The 14615-nt window shown below is 73.7% G+C and carries 14 protein-coding genes, 1 other RNA gene and 1 pseudogene; 6 read left to right on the forward strand and 10 right to left on the reverse strand.

The window, feature by feature from the left end:
- From PLP61_RS08245 to PLP61_RS08265, 5 genes and pseudogenes are all read right to left on the reverse strand, one after another.
- Nucleotides 1-445, reverse strand: a pseudogene (locus tag PLP61_RS08245) (bifunctional [glutamine synthetase] adenylyltransferase/[glutamine synthetase]-adenylyl-L-tyrosine phosphorylase); the annotation flags it as partial.
- Nucleotides 442-1170: a type 1 glutamine amidotransferase gene (locus tag PLP61_RS08250; protein ID WP_324502149.1), complete on the reverse strand. Its 729-nt coding sequence runs from the start codon at nt 1168-1170 to the stop codon at nt 442-444. The gene PLP61_RS08250 and the pseudogene PLP61_RS08245, both read right to left, overlap by 4 nt.
- Nucleotides 1171-1223: 53 nt before the next feature.
- Complete coding sequence (locus PLP61_RS08255) at nt 1224-1931, reverse strand: hypothetical protein (protein ID WP_324502150.1); 708 nt, start codon at nt 1929-1931, stop codon at nt 1224-1226.
- An 85-nt stretch (nt 1932-2016) separates the two neighbouring features.
- Nucleotides 2017-3354, reverse strand: coding sequence for a glutamine synthetase family protein (locus tag PLP61_RS08260; protein WP_324502151.1), 1338 nt, complete (start codon nt 3352-3354; stop codon nt 2017-2019).
- 71 nt (nt 3355-3425) lie between these two features.
- Complete coding sequence (locus PLP61_RS08265; protein WP_324502152.1) at nt 3426-3851, reverse strand: hypothetical protein; 426 nt, start codon at nt 3849-3851, stop codon at nt 3426-3428.
- Between the two features lie 123 nt (nt 3852-3974).
- Between PLP61_RS08265 and PLP61_RS08270 the strand changes: the two genes are divergently transcribed.
- Together PLP61_RS08270 and PLP61_RS08275 are read left to right on the forward strand one after the other, a co-directional pair.
- Entirely contained in the window at nt 3975-4661 is a 687-nt protein-coding gene (locus PLP61_RS08270) for a response regulator transcription factor (protein ID WP_324502153.1), read from the forward strand.
- Nucleotides 4662-4680: 19 nt separating this feature from the next.
- Complete coding sequence (locus tag PLP61_RS08275; RefSeq protein ID WP_324502154.1) at nt 4681-5985, forward strand: sensor histidine kinase; 1305 nt, start codon at nt 4681-4683, stop codon at nt 5983-5985.
- A 40-nt stretch (nt 5986-6025) separates the two neighbouring features.
- On the opposite strand, the gene PLP61_RS08280 is transcribed toward PLP61_RS08275, so the two are convergent.
- The 4 genes from PLP61_RS08280 to PLP61_RS08295 all read right to left on the reverse strand — a co-directional run bounded on the left by PLP61_RS08280 (nt 6026) and on the right by PLP61_RS08295 (nt 11129).
- Nucleotides 6026-6415, reverse strand: a complete 390-nt coding sequence (locus PLP61_RS08280; protein WP_324502155.1) for a hypothetical protein — start codon at nt 6413-6415, stop codon at nt 6026-6028.
- Between the two features lie 106 nt (nt 6416-6521).
- Entirely contained in the window at nt 6522-8609 is a 2088-nt protein-coding gene (locus PLP61_RS08285) for an NAD(+) synthase (RefSeq protein WP_324502156.1), read from the reverse strand.
- A 37-nt stretch (nt 8610-8646) separates the two neighbouring features.
- Nucleotides 8647-9657, reverse strand: a complete 1011-nt coding sequence (locus tag PLP61_RS08290) for a hypothetical protein (protein WP_324502157.1) — start codon at nt 9655-9657, stop codon at nt 8647-8649.
- On the reverse strand, nt 9654-11129 hold the full coding sequence (locus PLP61_RS08295; protein WP_324502158.1) for a coiled-coil domain-containing protein: 1476 nt from the start codon (nt 11127-11129) through the stop codon (nt 9654-9656). The genes PLP61_RS08290 and PLP61_RS08295 overlap by 4 nt, the downstream gene beginning before the upstream one ends.
- Nucleotides 11130-11274: 145 nt before the next feature.
- Here PLP61_RS08295 and panB point away from each other — a divergent pair, with 145 nt between their 5' ends.
- Genes panB through PLP61_RS08310 form a run of 3 tightly spaced genes read left to right on the forward strand, consistent with a single transcriptional unit; the run spans nt 11275 to nt 13938 of the window.
- The gene (panB, locus tag PLP61_RS08300) at nt 11275-12141 is read left to right on the forward strand and encodes a 3-methyl-2-oxobutanoate hydroxymethyltransferase (RefSeq protein ID WP_324502159.1); all 867 of its coding nucleotides are present in this window, start codon (nt 11275-11277) and stop codon (nt 12139-12141) included.
- Between the two features lie 26 nt (nt 12142-12167).
- On the forward strand, nt 12168-13406 hold the full coding sequence (locus PLP61_RS08305; RefSeq protein WP_324502160.1) for a PQQ-dependent sugar dehydrogenase: 1239 nt from the start codon (nt 12168-12170) through the stop codon (nt 13404-13406).
- Nucleotides 13407-13422: 16 nt separating this feature from the next.
- Nucleotides 13423-13938 carry an AMIN-like domain-containing (lipo)protein gene (locus PLP61_RS08310; RefSeq protein WP_324502161.1) on the forward strand — a complete coding sequence of 172 codons (516 nt, stop codon included), beginning with the start codon at nt 13423-13425 and terminating at the stop codon, nt 13936-13938.
- A 9-nt stretch (nt 13939-13947) separates the two neighbouring features.
- Here the strand turns inward: PLP61_RS08310 and PLP61_RS08315 are convergent, their stop codons facing one another.
- Nucleotides 13948-14145, reverse strand: a complete 198-nt coding sequence (locus PLP61_RS08315; RefSeq protein WP_324502162.1) for a hypothetical protein — start codon at nt 14143-14145, stop codon at nt 13948-13950.
- 65 nt (nt 14146-14210) lie between these two features.
- On the opposite strand from PLP61_RS08315, the gene rnpB reads away from it, so the two are divergent.
- Nucleotides 14211-14611, forward strand: an RNA gene (gene rnpB / locus PLP61_RS08320) — RNase P RNA component class A.
- Nucleotides 14612-14615 lie beyond the last annotated feature (4 nt).

Below are 14615 nucleotides of genomic sequence, written 5' to 3' on the forward strand. Positions count from 1 at the left end.
GCACGTCGGCCGCGGCCTCGACCGTGGCCACCGGGCGGGGCTCGGCGGGGTCGGCGCCGACCGATCCGAGCAGGGCCGCGCGCACGGCGTACCCGGCCGGCCGGGTGGAGCCCAGCGAGGGATCGGTGAGCTCACGCCAGTGCGCGGGGTGACGGACCAGGTGGTCGGTCAGCGCCTGGCTGGCGCCCAGGACGGTGAGCAGCCGCATCGCGGTCCCCTCGTCCTCGACCACGGCGCTCCTCAGGGCGTCGGCGTCCGGCGCCACCTCGGCGAGGCGGGCCAGGCCGGTCAGCGCCTGGTCCGGGTCCGCGGTGCGCCCCAGGATCGCCAGCAGCACCTCCGACTCGGTGCCGAGCAGCGCCAGCTGCTGGCGCGCCGTCCCCGGGTCCTGGAAGCCCAGTCGGAGCAGCGCCGCCCGGCTGGTCGAGTGGGTGGTGCGGCTCATCGCTGCCGGCGCACGATCGCGGCGAACCGCTCGGCCAGGGGGCGCCACGCCGCGTCCAGCCGACCTCGGGCCTCGTCCACCTCGCGCAGCATCGCCTCGGGGTCCAGGCCGAGTGCGACCACGCTGGCCGGGTCCTCCTCCACCCAGCGCCGCAGCAGCGGCTCGTCGATCTCGGGGTGCCACTGGACGCCCCAGATGGTGGGGGCGAACCGGGCCGCCTGCACCTCTCCCCCCGGGGCCCTGGCCAGCTCCACCGCGCCCGGCGGCAGGGCGGTGACGACGTCGGCGTTCCAGTGGATCCCGCGCCTCCCGGGGGTCACGACCGGCCCCATCAGCGGGTCGTCGGCGGCCGCCGGGCGCCAGCCCACGTCGTACAGGCCGATCTGCTTGCCCCGCGGGTTGGTGCTCACCTCGCCGCCCAGCGCCACCGCCGCCACCTGGTGCCCTAGGCAGATGCCCAGCACGGGGACGCCGTCGCGGGCGGCCTGCCGGACCAGGTCCTTGACCCCGGTCAGCCAGCCGATCTCCGCGTCGTGGTGCGCGCTCATCCAGCCGCCCATGACCAGCAGCGCGTCGTGGCCGGTCAGGTCGGCGGGCAGGACGTCTCCCGCCCAGGGCTGGCTCACGTGCAACCGGCAGCCGGCGTCCTCCAGCCAGACCCCGAACCAGGCCGGCGGGTCGTCGGGCTCGTGCTCCACGACGAGGACGCGTGACCGGGTGCTCATGGCGGGCAATCTATCCGGAGCCCGCACCGGGGAGCGTCATCCGGTCGGAGTGGTCAGCTCCCGGCGAGCAGGGTGATCACGGCGAGCCCGCCGCCCAGGCCCACCGTGACGGCCGCCGCCCACCAGCGGCGGTTCCACAGCTGTCCCGCGCCGGCCAGGAGCCCGGTGATCGCCAGCATCGAGGGGACCAGCTGGCCCCAGGCGGACTCGTCCACGTTGGGCACGCCCACCAGGCCGCGCTCGCGCATGCCGAGCACGCCGTAGGCGACCACGGCGGCCGCACCCAGCAGCAAGGTGATCATCAGCAGCTCGACCACGCTGTGCTCCTCCACGCGCCGACTGGTGCCCCCCTCCCGCCAGTGCATCTGAGAGAGGACCGCGAGCGCCACGCCGGCGACCACGCAGCCCCAGGTGGACCAGGTGCGGACCTGCGGACTGATCTCCGGGATCAGGTGGAACCCCCAGCCCGAGACGGCCAGGCCGAGACCGGCGAGGCCGGCCAGCCCTCGGGCCACGTTGCCGCCCTGGGAGGCCAGCAGCAGGGCCGCCACCGCGTTGAGGACCAGCACCAGGGACAGGGTCGCGGCCAGCCGGGAGACCGACCCGTGGATCACCACTCCGGCGGTCGCCGGTCGGGTGCGGGTGTCGACCAGGATCAGCAGCCAGGTGACGCCGTCGACGAGCGCCAGCCACAGCAGCGGCTCGACGAGAGCGCGCGGGTAGCCGGGGGTGCGGTCCACGCCCAGCGCAGTGACGGTCATACCCGGTGAGAATACGGATCCGCGCGGCCCCCCACAGGAAGTTCGGCAAACTCGCGGTGGTCAGCACCCGCCGGACGTCAGCGGGTCAGAGCACGGGCAGCATCCGGTCCCGCTCGAACGCCGAGACCTGGGTGCGGTACTCCCCCCACTCGGCCCGCTTGTTGCGCAGAAAGAACTCGAAGACGTGCTCGCCCAGCGTCTCCGCGAGCAGCTCGGAGCGCTCACCGATCGCGATCGCCTCCGACAGGTTCTTCGGCAGCGGCTCGATGCCCATCGCCTGGCGCTCCCGCTCGGTGAGCGACCACACGTCGTCCTCCGCGCCGGGGGGGAGGTCGTAGCCCTCCTCGATGCCCTTCAGCCCGGCGGCCAGGATCACCGCGAAGGCCAGGTACGGGTTGCACGCGGCGTCGATCGTCCGCAGCTCGACCCGGGTCGAGTTGCCCTTCTTCGGCTTGTACATCGGGACGCGCACCATGGCCGACCGGTTGTTGTGGCCCCAGCAGATGTACGCCGGCGCCTCGCCGCCGCCGAGCAGCCGCTTGTAGCTGTTGACCCACTGGTTGGTGACGCAGGAGATCTCGCTCGCGTGCCGGAGGACTCCCGCGATGAACCTCCGCCCGGTGCGGGAGAGCTGGTACTCGGCACCCGCCTCGAAGAACGCGTTCCGGTCCCCCTCGAACAGGGAGACGTGCGTGTGCATGCCGGAGCCGGGGTCCTCGGTGAACGGCTTGGGCATGAACGAGGCCCAGATCCCCTGGCTCAGCGCCACCTCCCGCACCACCGTGCGGAAGGTCATCACGTTGTCGGCGGTGCTCAGTGCGTCGGCGTAGCGCAGGTCGATCTCCTGCTGTCCCGGTCCGCCCTCGTGGTGGCTGAACTCCACGGAGATCCCCATCGCCTCGAGCATGGTGATCGCCTCGCGGCGGAAGTCGGCTCCCATCGAGAGCGCGGTGTGGTCGAAGTAGCCGCTGCGGTCGACCGGCTCAGGCTCCTCCCCGGGCCGGTGCACGCCCTGGAAGAGGTAGAACTCGATCTCGGGGTGGGTGTAGAACGTGAAGCCCTGGTCGGCGGCCCGGCCCAGGGTGCGCTTGAGGACGTGGCGGGGGTCGGCGTACGACGGGCTGCCGTCGGGCATCACGATGTCGCAGAACATCCGGGCGGTGGAGGGTTCCTCACCACGCCACGGGAGGATCTGGAAGGTCGCGGGGTCGGGCTTGGCGAGCATGTCCGCCTCGTAGATCCGGGCGAACCCCTCGATCGCCGAGCCGTCGAACCCGATGCCCTCGTCGAAGGCGCCCTCGAGCTCGGCAGGTGCGACGGCCACGGACTTGAGGAACCCCAGCACGTCGGTGAACCACAGGCGCACGAACCGCACGTCGCGCTCCTCGAGTGCCCGCAGCACGAAGTCTTCCTGCTTGCCCATGGCTCCACTATCGCGTACCGATGTTTCCGGGGTGTGACACGGCACCCTGCCGGGGCGGCGTCGGTACGGCGTCAGCCCTCGTCGGGAAGCGTGTTGATCTCGAGGTCACCCACGGTCGGCTCCCCGCGGTTGCAGAACACCTCCAGGTCCACCGAGCGGGCGGCACGGCTGAACACCGCGTCGACGTCGTCGTCCGGGCCCTCCTCGTAGCTGACGACCTTCCACCCGGGCGCCGCCGCCGCCCGGACACCGGTGGCGAAGCCGTCCTGGCAGCGGACCCGGAAGCTGCCCCAGAAGTCGCTGACCTCGCGGGTGCGCACGGGGGCGTCCGGGTCGATCCGCGGCGTGGGGTTGGGCTCGTCCAGGCCGACGGTCGTACCGAGGGGCCCCCGGCCGCGGATGCCGGCGCCGACCGTCGAGACCGCCACCAGCCCCACGGCGATCGCCAGCCCCACGGCCAGCGCCCACAGCGCGGCGTACCCGACCCGTCTGCTCACCCGGCAGATTCTGCGCCAGCGACGGTGCCGTGGACCCTAGCGAGAGGTTAACGAGTCGCTAAGGTTGCACCGCGTCGGCCCCGAGCCCGGCGGCCGGCTGTCCGCACCGACTACGGTCGAGGCGTGGCCGAGGTACTGATCATCGAGGACGACGACCGGATCCGGCCGCTCCTCATGCGCTCGCTGCGGGAGCGCGGGTACGCCGTGGCGTCGGCGGCGTCCGGGATGGCCGGGCTGTCCCTCGCCGTGGACTCCCGGCCGGACCTGGTCATCTTGGACCTGGGCCTCCCCGACGTGGACGGCACCCAGGTGCTGTCGATGCTGCGGGCGGTCAGCGACGTTCCGGTGATCATCGCCAGCGCCCGCGACGACGACCCGTCCCTGGTCAGCGCCTTGGACGCGGGCGCCGACGACTACGTCGTCAAGCCCTTCACCATCGCCCAGCTCGAGGCCCGGATCCGGGCCGTGATGCGCCGTACCGACGGCGGCCGGTCGGTCCGCCGGGTCCTCACCGTCGGGGACCTCGAGATCGACGTGGCAGCTCGGCGAGCAGCCCTGGACGGGGCCGAGCTGGACCTCACCCCGCGGGAGTTCGACCTGCTGGCGTTCCTGGCCGAGCGGGCGGGCACCGTGGTCACCAAGCGCGAGCTGCTGAGCGAGGTGTGGCAGCAGGCCTGGGGCGGCTCGGACAAGACCGTCGACGTGCACCTCTCGTGGCTGAGGCGCAAGCTGGGCGAGTCCGCTGCCGAGCCTCGCTACCTCACCACGGTCCGCGGCGTCGGGGTCCGGCTGGCGGCGCCGGGCGGGTGACCGAGGGAACGAGGCCACCGTGAGACGCAGCCTGATCGTGACCGTCGCCGCGGCGGTCTCGATGGTCCTCCTCGCCATGCTGGTGCCGATGGCCGTCCTGGTGCGCAGCTACGCCCTGGAGGACCGCCTGTCACGCGCCGCGCTCGAGGTGCAGGCGACCGAGACCGTGGTCTCGCGCCGGGACAAGGGCGCGGTCGCGGTGTACCTCGACCGGATCAACGCCACCTCCGAGGGCATCTCCACCACGGTCCTCTACCCGGGCGCGGACGACGTCGGGCCCAACCCCGGCGAGGACGACCGGGTCCGGGAGGCCCGGCGCACCGGACGGGCCCGCATCGACGACACCCCCGAGGGCGCCCAGTTCCTGGTCCCGGTGTCGCTGGGCGCCACCAGCACCGTGCCGTCCCAGACCCCGGTGATCCGGGTGGACGTGCGCTCACCGGGCCTGGGCGCGGGGGTAGTTCGCGCGTGGGGGCTGCTGGCCGCGCTCGGACTGGTGCTGCTCGCCGGGTCGCTGTTCGTCGCCGACCGGCTCGGACGCTCCTTCGTGCAGCCGATCCGTGCGCTGGCGGCGCGGGCGCAGACCCTGGGCGACCCCGGGCCGCCGGAGCCGCTCCCGGTGGTCGGCCCACCGGAGGTGCGCGAGCTGGGGACCGCCTTCAACCGCCTGGTCGAGCGGATCCAGGTGCTGCTGCAGCGGGAGCGGGAGAGCGTCGCGGACCTCTCCCACGGCCTGCGGACACCGATCACCACACTCCGACTGCGGGTGGACGGGCTGCCCGACCCTGACGAGCGGGCGCGGCTCTCCGCGGACCTCGACGAGCTCGAGGGGATGGTGGACCACCTGGTCCGCGAGGCGCGGCGCTCGGAGCGCGAGGGCCTCGTCGCCGAGGCGGACGCGATGGGGGTGCTCCTGGAGCGGATCCGCTTCTGGGAGCCGCTGGCGGAGGACCAGGGACGGGACCTGCGGGTCGCCGCTCCGGAGGGGCACCCGGTTCCGGTCCGAGCCAGCGCCCGCGACCTGGTCGCGCTCGTCGACGTCCTCTTCGACAACGTCTTCTCCTACACCGCGGAGGGAACGCCCCTCGGCGTCACCCTGAGCCCCGCGCCGGCAGGGGGGCTGGAGCTGGTCGTCGACGACGCCGGGCCTGGGCTCCCCCCCGGTCTCGACGTCACCAGCCGCGGGGCCAGCGGGGCAGGGTCCACCGGGCTGGGGCTGTCCATCGTCGACAAGACGGCCACCGAGTCCGGTGGCCGTCTTGTGCTCGGACGCTCCCCGCTCGGGGGAGCCCGGATCACCGTCGTGCTGGGCCCGCCGGCCTGACGTCGGCCGAGGCGACCAGGCCCCGCCGGTGGCACACGGGTCAGCGGGCGACGATAGTGGTCCTGCAGGCCGGCGGGCCGGAGACCTTCCGGACCGTGAGGGTGAAGGTGTCGGTGCCGGCGGTGTCCGGCCGCAGCCGCTCCAGGTCGATGTCACCCTCACGGTCGGCGGTCCGGACCCCCTTGGCCACGACCTCGCCGTCGTGCCGGAGCACGAGCCGCCAGGCCGACCCGGGCTCGGCGCCGTCGAGGTCGGCGTCGATCTCGTACCCGCGCCCCTCCCGGTCGACGCTGAGCTCGTAGCGGGCGCCGGCGCACCAGCCGCCCTTCTCCTGGTCGGCCGTGGCCGGGCCGGCCAGCACGAAGGCGGTCGGGCCGGCAATGGCTGCGGTGAGGCCGAGGGCGACGGCGGTGCGCTGGATCGTGTTCATGGCTCCTCCTTGGAGACTGGGGTGTCGAGCGGACACCCGCAGCCTCATCGAGGCGCCGCTAACCGCGGGCCAGCGGACGGCTAAGGTCCGGCAAACGCCTCTCGGCTCAGTCCGCGGCCCCGCCGCCGGGGACGTTCTCCTCGAGGTCGGCGAGCCAGGCGGTCGCGCGGGCGTCCGACGGCATCCGCCAGTCGCCCCGCGGCGACATCGTGCCGCCGGCGCTCACCTTGGGGCCGTTGGGGAGGGCGGACCGCTTGAACTGGTTGGCGAAGAACCGACGCAGGAAGACCTCCAGCCAGTGCCGGATCTCGGGGAGGTCGAAGGCGGTCCGCCGCTCGGGGGGGAAGTTGGGTGGCCACTCCCCCGCGGCGGCGTCCCGCCAGGCGTGCCAGGCGAGGAAGGCGATCTTGTGCGGCGGGTAGCCGCGGCGGATCACGTGGAAGAGGGTGAAGTCCTGCAGCGCGTAGGGGCCGACGGTGTCCTCGGTGGCTTGCGGCTTGACCCCCTCGGTGTGCGGGATGAGCTCGGGGGTGATCTCGTGCTCGACGACCTCGCGGAGCACCGCGTTGGTCTCCTCGCCGAACTCCCCGGAGTCGGCCACCCAGCGGATGAGGTGCTGGATCAGGGTCTTCGGGACACCGCCGTTGACGTTGTAGTGCGACATCTGGTCGCCGACGCCGTAGGTGCACCAGCCGAGCGCCAGCTCGGAGAGGTCGCCGGTTCCCAGGACGATGCCGCCGCGGTGGTTGGCGAGGCGGAACAGGTAGTCGGTGCGCAGACCGGCCTGGACGTTCTCGAAGGTGATGTCGTAGGCCGGCTCCCCCCGGGCGAAGGGATGGTCCAGGTCCGCCAGCAGCTGCCGGGCGGCGGGGGTGATGTCGATCTCCTCGAACCGCACCCCCAGCGAGGTCGCCAGCCGGGTGGCGTAGGACCGGGTGGTGTCCCCGGTGGCGAACCCCGGGAGGGTGAAGGCGTGGATGTCGGTGCGGGGACGCCCGAGCCGGTCCATCGCCCGCGCGGCCACGATGAGGGCGTGGGTGGAGTCCAGCCCCCCGGACACGCCGATGACGACCTTGGGCTGGCCGATCGCGCGCAGCCGCTGCTCCAGCCCGGACACCTGGATGTGGTAGGCCTCGTAGCAGTCCAGCGCCAGCCGGTCGGGGTCGTCGGGCACGAACGGGAACCGGTCCACGTGCCGGCGCAGCCCCAGGTCCCCTGCCGGTGCGCCCAGCTCGAAGGCCACGGTGCGGAAGGTGCGTCCGGTGCGCCCGCTGGCCAGCGCCAGGGCCTGGTCGCCGATCTCCAGCGTGCGCCGGTTGTCGTCGAAGGTGCCCTGCCGGATCCGTTCCTGGCGCACCCGGTCGAGGTCGACGTCGGCGATGCTGCGGCGAGGGCCGTCGGGGAACCGCTCGCTCTCGGCCAGCAGGTCCCCGCACTCGTAGATCATGGTCTGGCCGTCCCACGACAGGTCGGTGGTGGACTCGCCCTGCCCGGCGGCGGCATAGAGGTACGCCGCGTGGCAGCGGGCGCTCGCCGAGCGGACCAGCAGCCGGCGGTCCTCGGCCCGGGCGACGGTGATGGGGCTTCCCGAGAGGTTGGCGAGCACGGTGGCTCCGGCGAGCGCCGCCTCAGCGCTCGGGGGGACCGGCACCCACATGTCCTCGCACACCTCCACGTGCACCCGCAGGCCCGGCACGTCGACGGCCTCGAAGAGGAGGTCGGGGCCGAGTGGCACCTCCTGACCGGCCAGCTGGATCCACTCGCCCCGCCGGTCGTCTCCGGGCGCGAAGTGCCGGCGCTCGTAGAACTCACGGTACGTCGGGAGGTAGGACTTGGGCGCGACGCCCAGGACCTCGCCACGATGAACCACGACCGCGCAGTTGAGCACCCGGTTGCCGTGGATCAGCGGCGCACCCACCACCAGGACCGGGAGCAGGTCCGCGGAGGCGGCCACGATCTCGGCGAGCGCAGCCTCGACCGCCTCCAGGAGGGTGTCCTGCAGGAACAGGTCGTCCACGGCGTACCCCGACAGGGCGAGCTCGGGGAACACCGCCAGTGCCACGCCCTCGTCGTGGCAGGCCCGGGCCTGGGCCAGCACCTGCGCGGCGTTGGCGTTGGGGTCGGCGACCGTGACGGGCACCGTGCAGGTGGCGACCCGCACGAATCCCTGGGCGTAGGCCGAGTAGAAGTCCACGGAGCCGAGTCTCCCACGGGGCCGCCGCCCCGCGGCGTCACTCCTGGTGCGCCTCGGAAGGCTCGCCGGAGCCGGCCTCGTCGGGGCCGGACTCCCCAGTGCCGGCCTCCTCGGGGCCGGACTCGTCCTCTGCCACCGTCGGGTCCTCACCGATCGCGAGCAGACCCGCCGGCGAGACGTTGGTCAAGGTCGCGAGCATCTGCCGGACGTTGGCCAGCTGGGCGTTGATGCTGTCGCGACGCTGGGTGGCGGCCGCCAGGGCTCGTTCGGAGTCCGCGGCGACCCGGTCGGCGTGCGCGCGGGCCTGGGCGACGATCTCCTCCGCCTCCTGCTGGGCGTCCTCGATCTGCCGCTTCGCACCGAGCTCCGCGTCGGCCCGGATACGCTGGGCCTCGTTGCGGGTCTGCTCGAGGTGGCCCTGAGCGGTCTCGAGCTGGCTGCGGGCAGTCTCGAACTGGGCGGCGAACTCGCGCTCGACGCGGTCACGACGCTCCGCCAGGGTCGCCTCGAAGTCGGCTGCGGCCTGCGCCGCTCGCGCTTGCTGCGCCTCGTAGACCGCCTCCGCCTCGGCCCGGCGGGCGGCAGCCTCCCGTCCGGTCTCCTCGGCCAGCTCGTCGGCCCGCCGGTGGGCGTTGTCGACCAGGGCCCGAGCCTCCGCGTCCGCGCTCTCGCGCCGGTGCCGTGCGTAGTCGTCGGCTTCCTGGCGGATCCGCTCGGCCGCCTGCTCGACCTCCTGCACCCGTGCGTCGAAGTCCGCCTTGGCCGACGCCCTGATCTCGGCGGCCTCCTCCTCGGCCAGGGAGAGGATCTGCCCCACCCTCGCTCCGAGGTCGGCGAACGTGGGCTGCCGCGAGGCGGAGTCCTCCGGCGCAGACCCGGCGAAGGAGGCCGCGGCCTCCAGCTCGTGGATCCGCGCGGTCAGCTCCATCACCTCCTGGTGCTGGGTGCCCAGCTGGTTGAGCAGCTCTGACATCCGCTGGTCCACGTCGGTCGGCTCGTAGCCGCGGCGGACCAGCCGGAAGGTGGGGTGCGGACTGTCCATCGTCATCGGGACGCTTCCTCCGGATCGGGCAGGTGCTCGGGAACAGGGGCAGGAGGCGTGCCGGGGTCGGGAACGGCCAGCGCCTGGATGACGCCGGACAGGCCCCCCAGCTCGGCGACGATCGAGTCGCGCTGCTGCTGCAGCGCGTCCACCTCGCCGCGCGCCCGGTCGAGCATCTCCAGCGCCTCGCGCGAGGCCTCCTCGCGCTCGCGCTCGGCGTCCAGGCGGAGCACCTCGGCGTCCTGGCGCGCCTGGCTGAGAGCCTCCTGCGCCTCGAGCTGGGCCCGCATGGTCTCTGCGGCCGCCTGCTCGCGCAGGATCCTGGCCCCCGCCTCCACCTCGTCGAGCCGCCGCGTCGCGTGCTCCTCGGTCTCGGCCAGATGCCGGGCGGCCCGTGCCCGGGTCTCCTCGGCGCTGCGCTCGGCCTGGGCCTGGACCTCCACCGCCTCCGCCTCCGCCTCGGCCAGCCGCTTGCGGCCACGCTCCTCGACCTCCAGGGCGAGACGGTCGACCTCGGCGTGACGCTCCCGCAGCCGCTGAGCGGACCGCGCCAGGGTCGCCTGGACCTCCCGCCGACGGGCGGCGAGCCGACGGGACAGGTCGCGGTGGCCTGCCGCGCGGCTCCGTTCGACCTCCAGGGCGGCGGCGGCCAGCAGCTCCTGGACGGTGCGACCGGCCCACTCCGTCTGCTCGGCGGCCTCGGCGAGCTGCCGCTCGACCTCGATGCGGGCCTCCTCGAGCCGCCGTCTGCCCTGCTCGACCAGGTCGGCATGCTCAGCCGCCGCCTCTGCCCCCAGCCGATCGGCGTCGGCCCGCGCCGCCCGGGTCAGCTCAGCGGCGAGGCTCTCCGCCTCGGCACGGACCCGGTTCGCCTCCGCCTGGGCGTCGCCGCGGAGGGTCTGGACCTCCCGCTCGACCTCGGTCCGCCGGACCCGCTCGAGCTCCTCGGCCTCCGCCACCCGGGCCACATGGTGCTGCTCGGCCTCGTCGACCAGCCGGTCGGCGCGCTCCTGCGCCTCCGCGACCAGGCGGGTGGCCTCCTGCATCGCCTGCTCGAGCTCGACCGCACCCGCCTCGCGGTCGGTGGCGGCCACCGCCCTCGCCTCGGCGAGGATGCGGTCCCGGTCCCGTCCGGCGACCTGCAGCAGCAGGGTCGCCTGCTCGCCCGCGTCGCGGATCAGCTCCTGCCCCTGCTCGGCCGCTCGCGACAACCGGGCGGCGGCCTCCTCGTGGGCCTGCTCGGCCTCCCGGTGCGCGGTCGCCGCCTCCTCCCGCAGCCGCGCAGCCTCCTGCTCGGCGTCGTGGGCGCGCTCCAGCAGCTCGTGGGCCTGGGCCTGGGCCTGGGCGACCAGCTCGTCGGCGACCTGCTGGGCGCGCTCCAGCGCGACAGCCACGGCGGTCGGCCGCGGGGCACTCGTGGGCTCGGCGGGGTCGGGGGCCGGGGCGGCCGGCACAGCACTGCCTGTGGGCGCGTCCATCGCCTCATCATCCCAGACGAGCGGGCCGGTCGGGAACGCTCACCCGGGCCGAGTGCCGGTGGAGGGGCTGCTGGCAGACTGAAGAACGACAGATCACGCGGGAGCACGGCAGCAGCCGGGCCCGGCCGGCGGCAGGAGACCAACCATGAGCGAGCAGCAGGCCACCGAGACCACCGCGCCGTACGGCACCGGCGCGGCCCCTGCGCAAGGGCCGCCGGTCAAGCGGATCCGCACCCAGCACCTGCGCGAGATGAAGCAGCGCGGCGAGCGGTTCGCCATGCTCACCGCCTACGAGCAGTACGCCGCACAGACCTTCGACGAGGCCGGGATCGAGGTCCTGCTGGTGGGCGACAGCGCCAGCAACAACGTCTACGGGAACGAGACCAGCCTCCCGGTCACCGTGGACGAGCTGATCCCGCTGACCCGCGCGGTGGCGCGGAGCGTGCGCCGCGCCCTCGTGGTGGCCGACCTGCCCTTCGGCTCCTACCAGGCCTCGCCCGAGCAGGCCTACCACACGGCGGTGAGGTTCATGAAGGAGGCGGGCGCGCACAGCGTCAAGCTCGAGGGCGGCACCCAGATGGTGCCGCAGGTGCGGCTCCTCACCGACGGCGGCATCCCCGTCATGGCGCACATCGGCTTCACCCCCCAGAGCGAGCACGCCCTGGGCGGCTACCGGGTGCAGGGCCGCGGCGACGCGGCCGCCCGGGTGGTGGAGGAGGCGCTCGCCCTGGAGGCTGCCGGGGCCTTCGCCGTGGTCATGGAGATGGTCCCCGGCGACGTCGCCCGCCAGGTGACCGAGGCCCTGCAGATCCCCACCATCGGCATCGGCGCCGGGGTGCACTGCGACGGGCAGGTGCTGGTCTGGCAGGACGCCTTCGGCCTCCGGACGGGCCGGCTCCCCCGCTTCGTCAAGCAGTACGCGGCGGTGCACGACGTCCTGCTCCGGGCGGCGAGGGAGTACGCCGACGAGGTCCGGTCCGGCGCGTTCCCGGGCCCCGAGCACACCTTCTGAGCCGGTGGCACGCGTACCGTGAAGCCATGCGCACGGTCATCGCCGCCCTCGCCCTGTCCCTCGCCGCACCGCTGACGCCCGCCTGCGCCGACAGCGGCGACAGCCCTCCTCCGCGATCCGCGAGCGCGACCCCCACGCCCCGCGGCACCGCTCCCGGCGGCGGCACCGAGGCAGCGGCGCCGTCCACCGAGGCCCGAGCACTGCCGTCGTTCAAGGTTCGTCGGGTGGTGCGCGGGCTGAGCCACGTGTGGGACGTCAAGTCGATCGGCTCGAACGCCTGGCTGCTCACCGAGCGGGACAGCGCCCGGGTGTGGCGGCTGCGCGACGGCCGGCTGCAGCGGGTGGCCTTCCCGAGCGGGAGGGTGTGGGTGTCAGGGGAGACCGGGCTGATGTCCTTGGCGGTCGACCCGGGCTTCGCGAAGAACCGTCGCTTCTACACCTGCCAGGGCGGCTTCACCCGGACCGGCCACGACGTCCGCGTGCTGGCCTGGCGGCTCAGCGACAACGGCCGGCGCGCCCTGAGCCGGGGCGTGCTGCTGAGCGGGATCTCGGCCAGCAGCGGCAGGCACGGCGGCTGCCGGCTGCTCATCGAGCGTGAGTCGGGGGCCCTGTTCGTCGGCACCGGCGACGCGGCGATCGGCACGAACCCGCGCAACCTCCGCTCGCTCGGCGGCAAGGTGCTCCGGCTGGACCGGAGGACCGGTGCGCCGTGGCCCGACAACCCGTGGATCGGTGCGGCCAACAAGAAGAAGCGGTACGTGTACAACTACGGTCACCGCAACATCCAGGGGCTGGCCCAGCGCCGCGACGGCAGCCTCTGGTCGGCCGAGCACGGCCCGGACCGCGACGACGAGATCAACCTCGTGCTGCCCGGTGGTGACTACGGCTGGAACCCGGTGCCCGAGAGTCCGGGGCCCGGGTACAACGAGGACGTCCCGATGACCGACCAGTCGCTGCCCGGTCCGCAGGTCGAGGCGGCCTGGAGCTCGGGCTTCCCCACCCTCGCCACCTCGGGCGCCGTGTGGGTGTACGGCCCCAAGTGGGGGTCGCTGAACGGCACGCTCGCCGTGGCCGCGCTGAAGGCCGGCCGCATCCTGTTCCTCCGGTTCACCCCGGACGGGACCTTCGTGCGCGCCCGCGCCCCGCAGGCGCTCCAGCAGTACGGGCGGCTGCGGTCGCTGACGCTGGCCGCGAACGGGGACCTGCTGGCCACGACCGACAACGGCTCCGACGACGGCGTCCTGAGGATCACGCCGTCGCCCTGACAGTCAGGAGGACGCCATGAAGAGAATCCTCGGCCTGGTGCTGGCAGCCCTGCTGGGCGTGGCGCTCGTGCCGGTCGCCCCGGCCGCGGCGATGCCGGTGTGGCTCACCCGCGGGACCGCCTGGGCCGGCTCGCCCGAGGCCAGGTTCCCGCAGATCCTGGACCTCCGGTACGCCGAGCACAAGCGGTTCGACCGGGTGGTGATCGACGTGAAGGGCCGGCTGCCCGGCGGTCGCACGCACTACCGCCGCGAGTTCCGTTACGACCCGAGCGACCTGAAGGTCCCCATCCGTGGGGGGCTGGAGGTCGTGCTGCGTCCCGCCTACGTCACCGACGCCCAGGGGCACGAGGTGTACGAGGGACCGACCCTGGTCCGCCCCGGGCTGCCGGCGTTGAAGGCGGTCGCACTCACCGGCACGTTCGAGGGCCAGGTCAACTTCGCCTTCGGCCTGGCGCCCCGGCGTACGCCGTACCGGGTGTTCCTGCTGCACGACCCGCAGCGCATCGTGGTGGACTTCAAGCACACGTCGTGACGGCGCCGGTCAGCCTCGGGGCGGGTCGTCGTTCCAGCGCGGGTCGTTCTCCCAGGCGTCGTTGCGCTCCTGGACGCGCTCCAGCGCTCGGGAGGCGTCCTCGGCGGTCGGGTAGGGACCGAGGCGGTCCTGGTTGCGGCAGCCGTCGGTGCCCTCGACGGTGTGGTGCTTGAGGCAGAACCAGTACTTCGTGCCCGTCTCGCTCATGGCTCGACCGTACCCGGGAGGCCCCGGCAGGATGCGGCGTCGTCGACTATCCTGGGTGACGCGGAGGGGTCGGCCGGGCGACCGCGACCCGTCTTCGGACGGGCCGAGGAAGGTCCGGGCTCCACAGGGCACGGTGGTGGGTAACACCCACCCGGGGCAACCTGCGGGACAGTGCCACAGAGAACAGACCGCCACCCGGTCCGCCGGGTAGTAAGGGTGAAACGGTGGTGCAAGAGACCACCAGCACGCCGGGTGACCGGCGTGGCTCGGCAAACCCCACCAGGAGCAAGGTCAAGAAGCCTCGCGCCTCCGGGCGCGGGGCGCGCGCACGTTCGAGGGCGGCCCGCCCGAGTGCGCGGGTAGACCGCACGAGGCGGCCGGCAACGGTCGTCCTAGATGGATGGTCGCCCCCCGGCCGCCGCGAGGCGTCCGGGGACAGAACCCGGCCTACAGGCCGACCCCTCCGCCCT

Source organism: Nocardioides sp. (assembly GCF_035429765.1).
In the GTDB taxonomy this organism is placed as follows: domain Bacteria; phylum Actinomycetota; class Actinomycetes; order Propionibacteriales; family Nocardioidaceae; genus Nocardioides.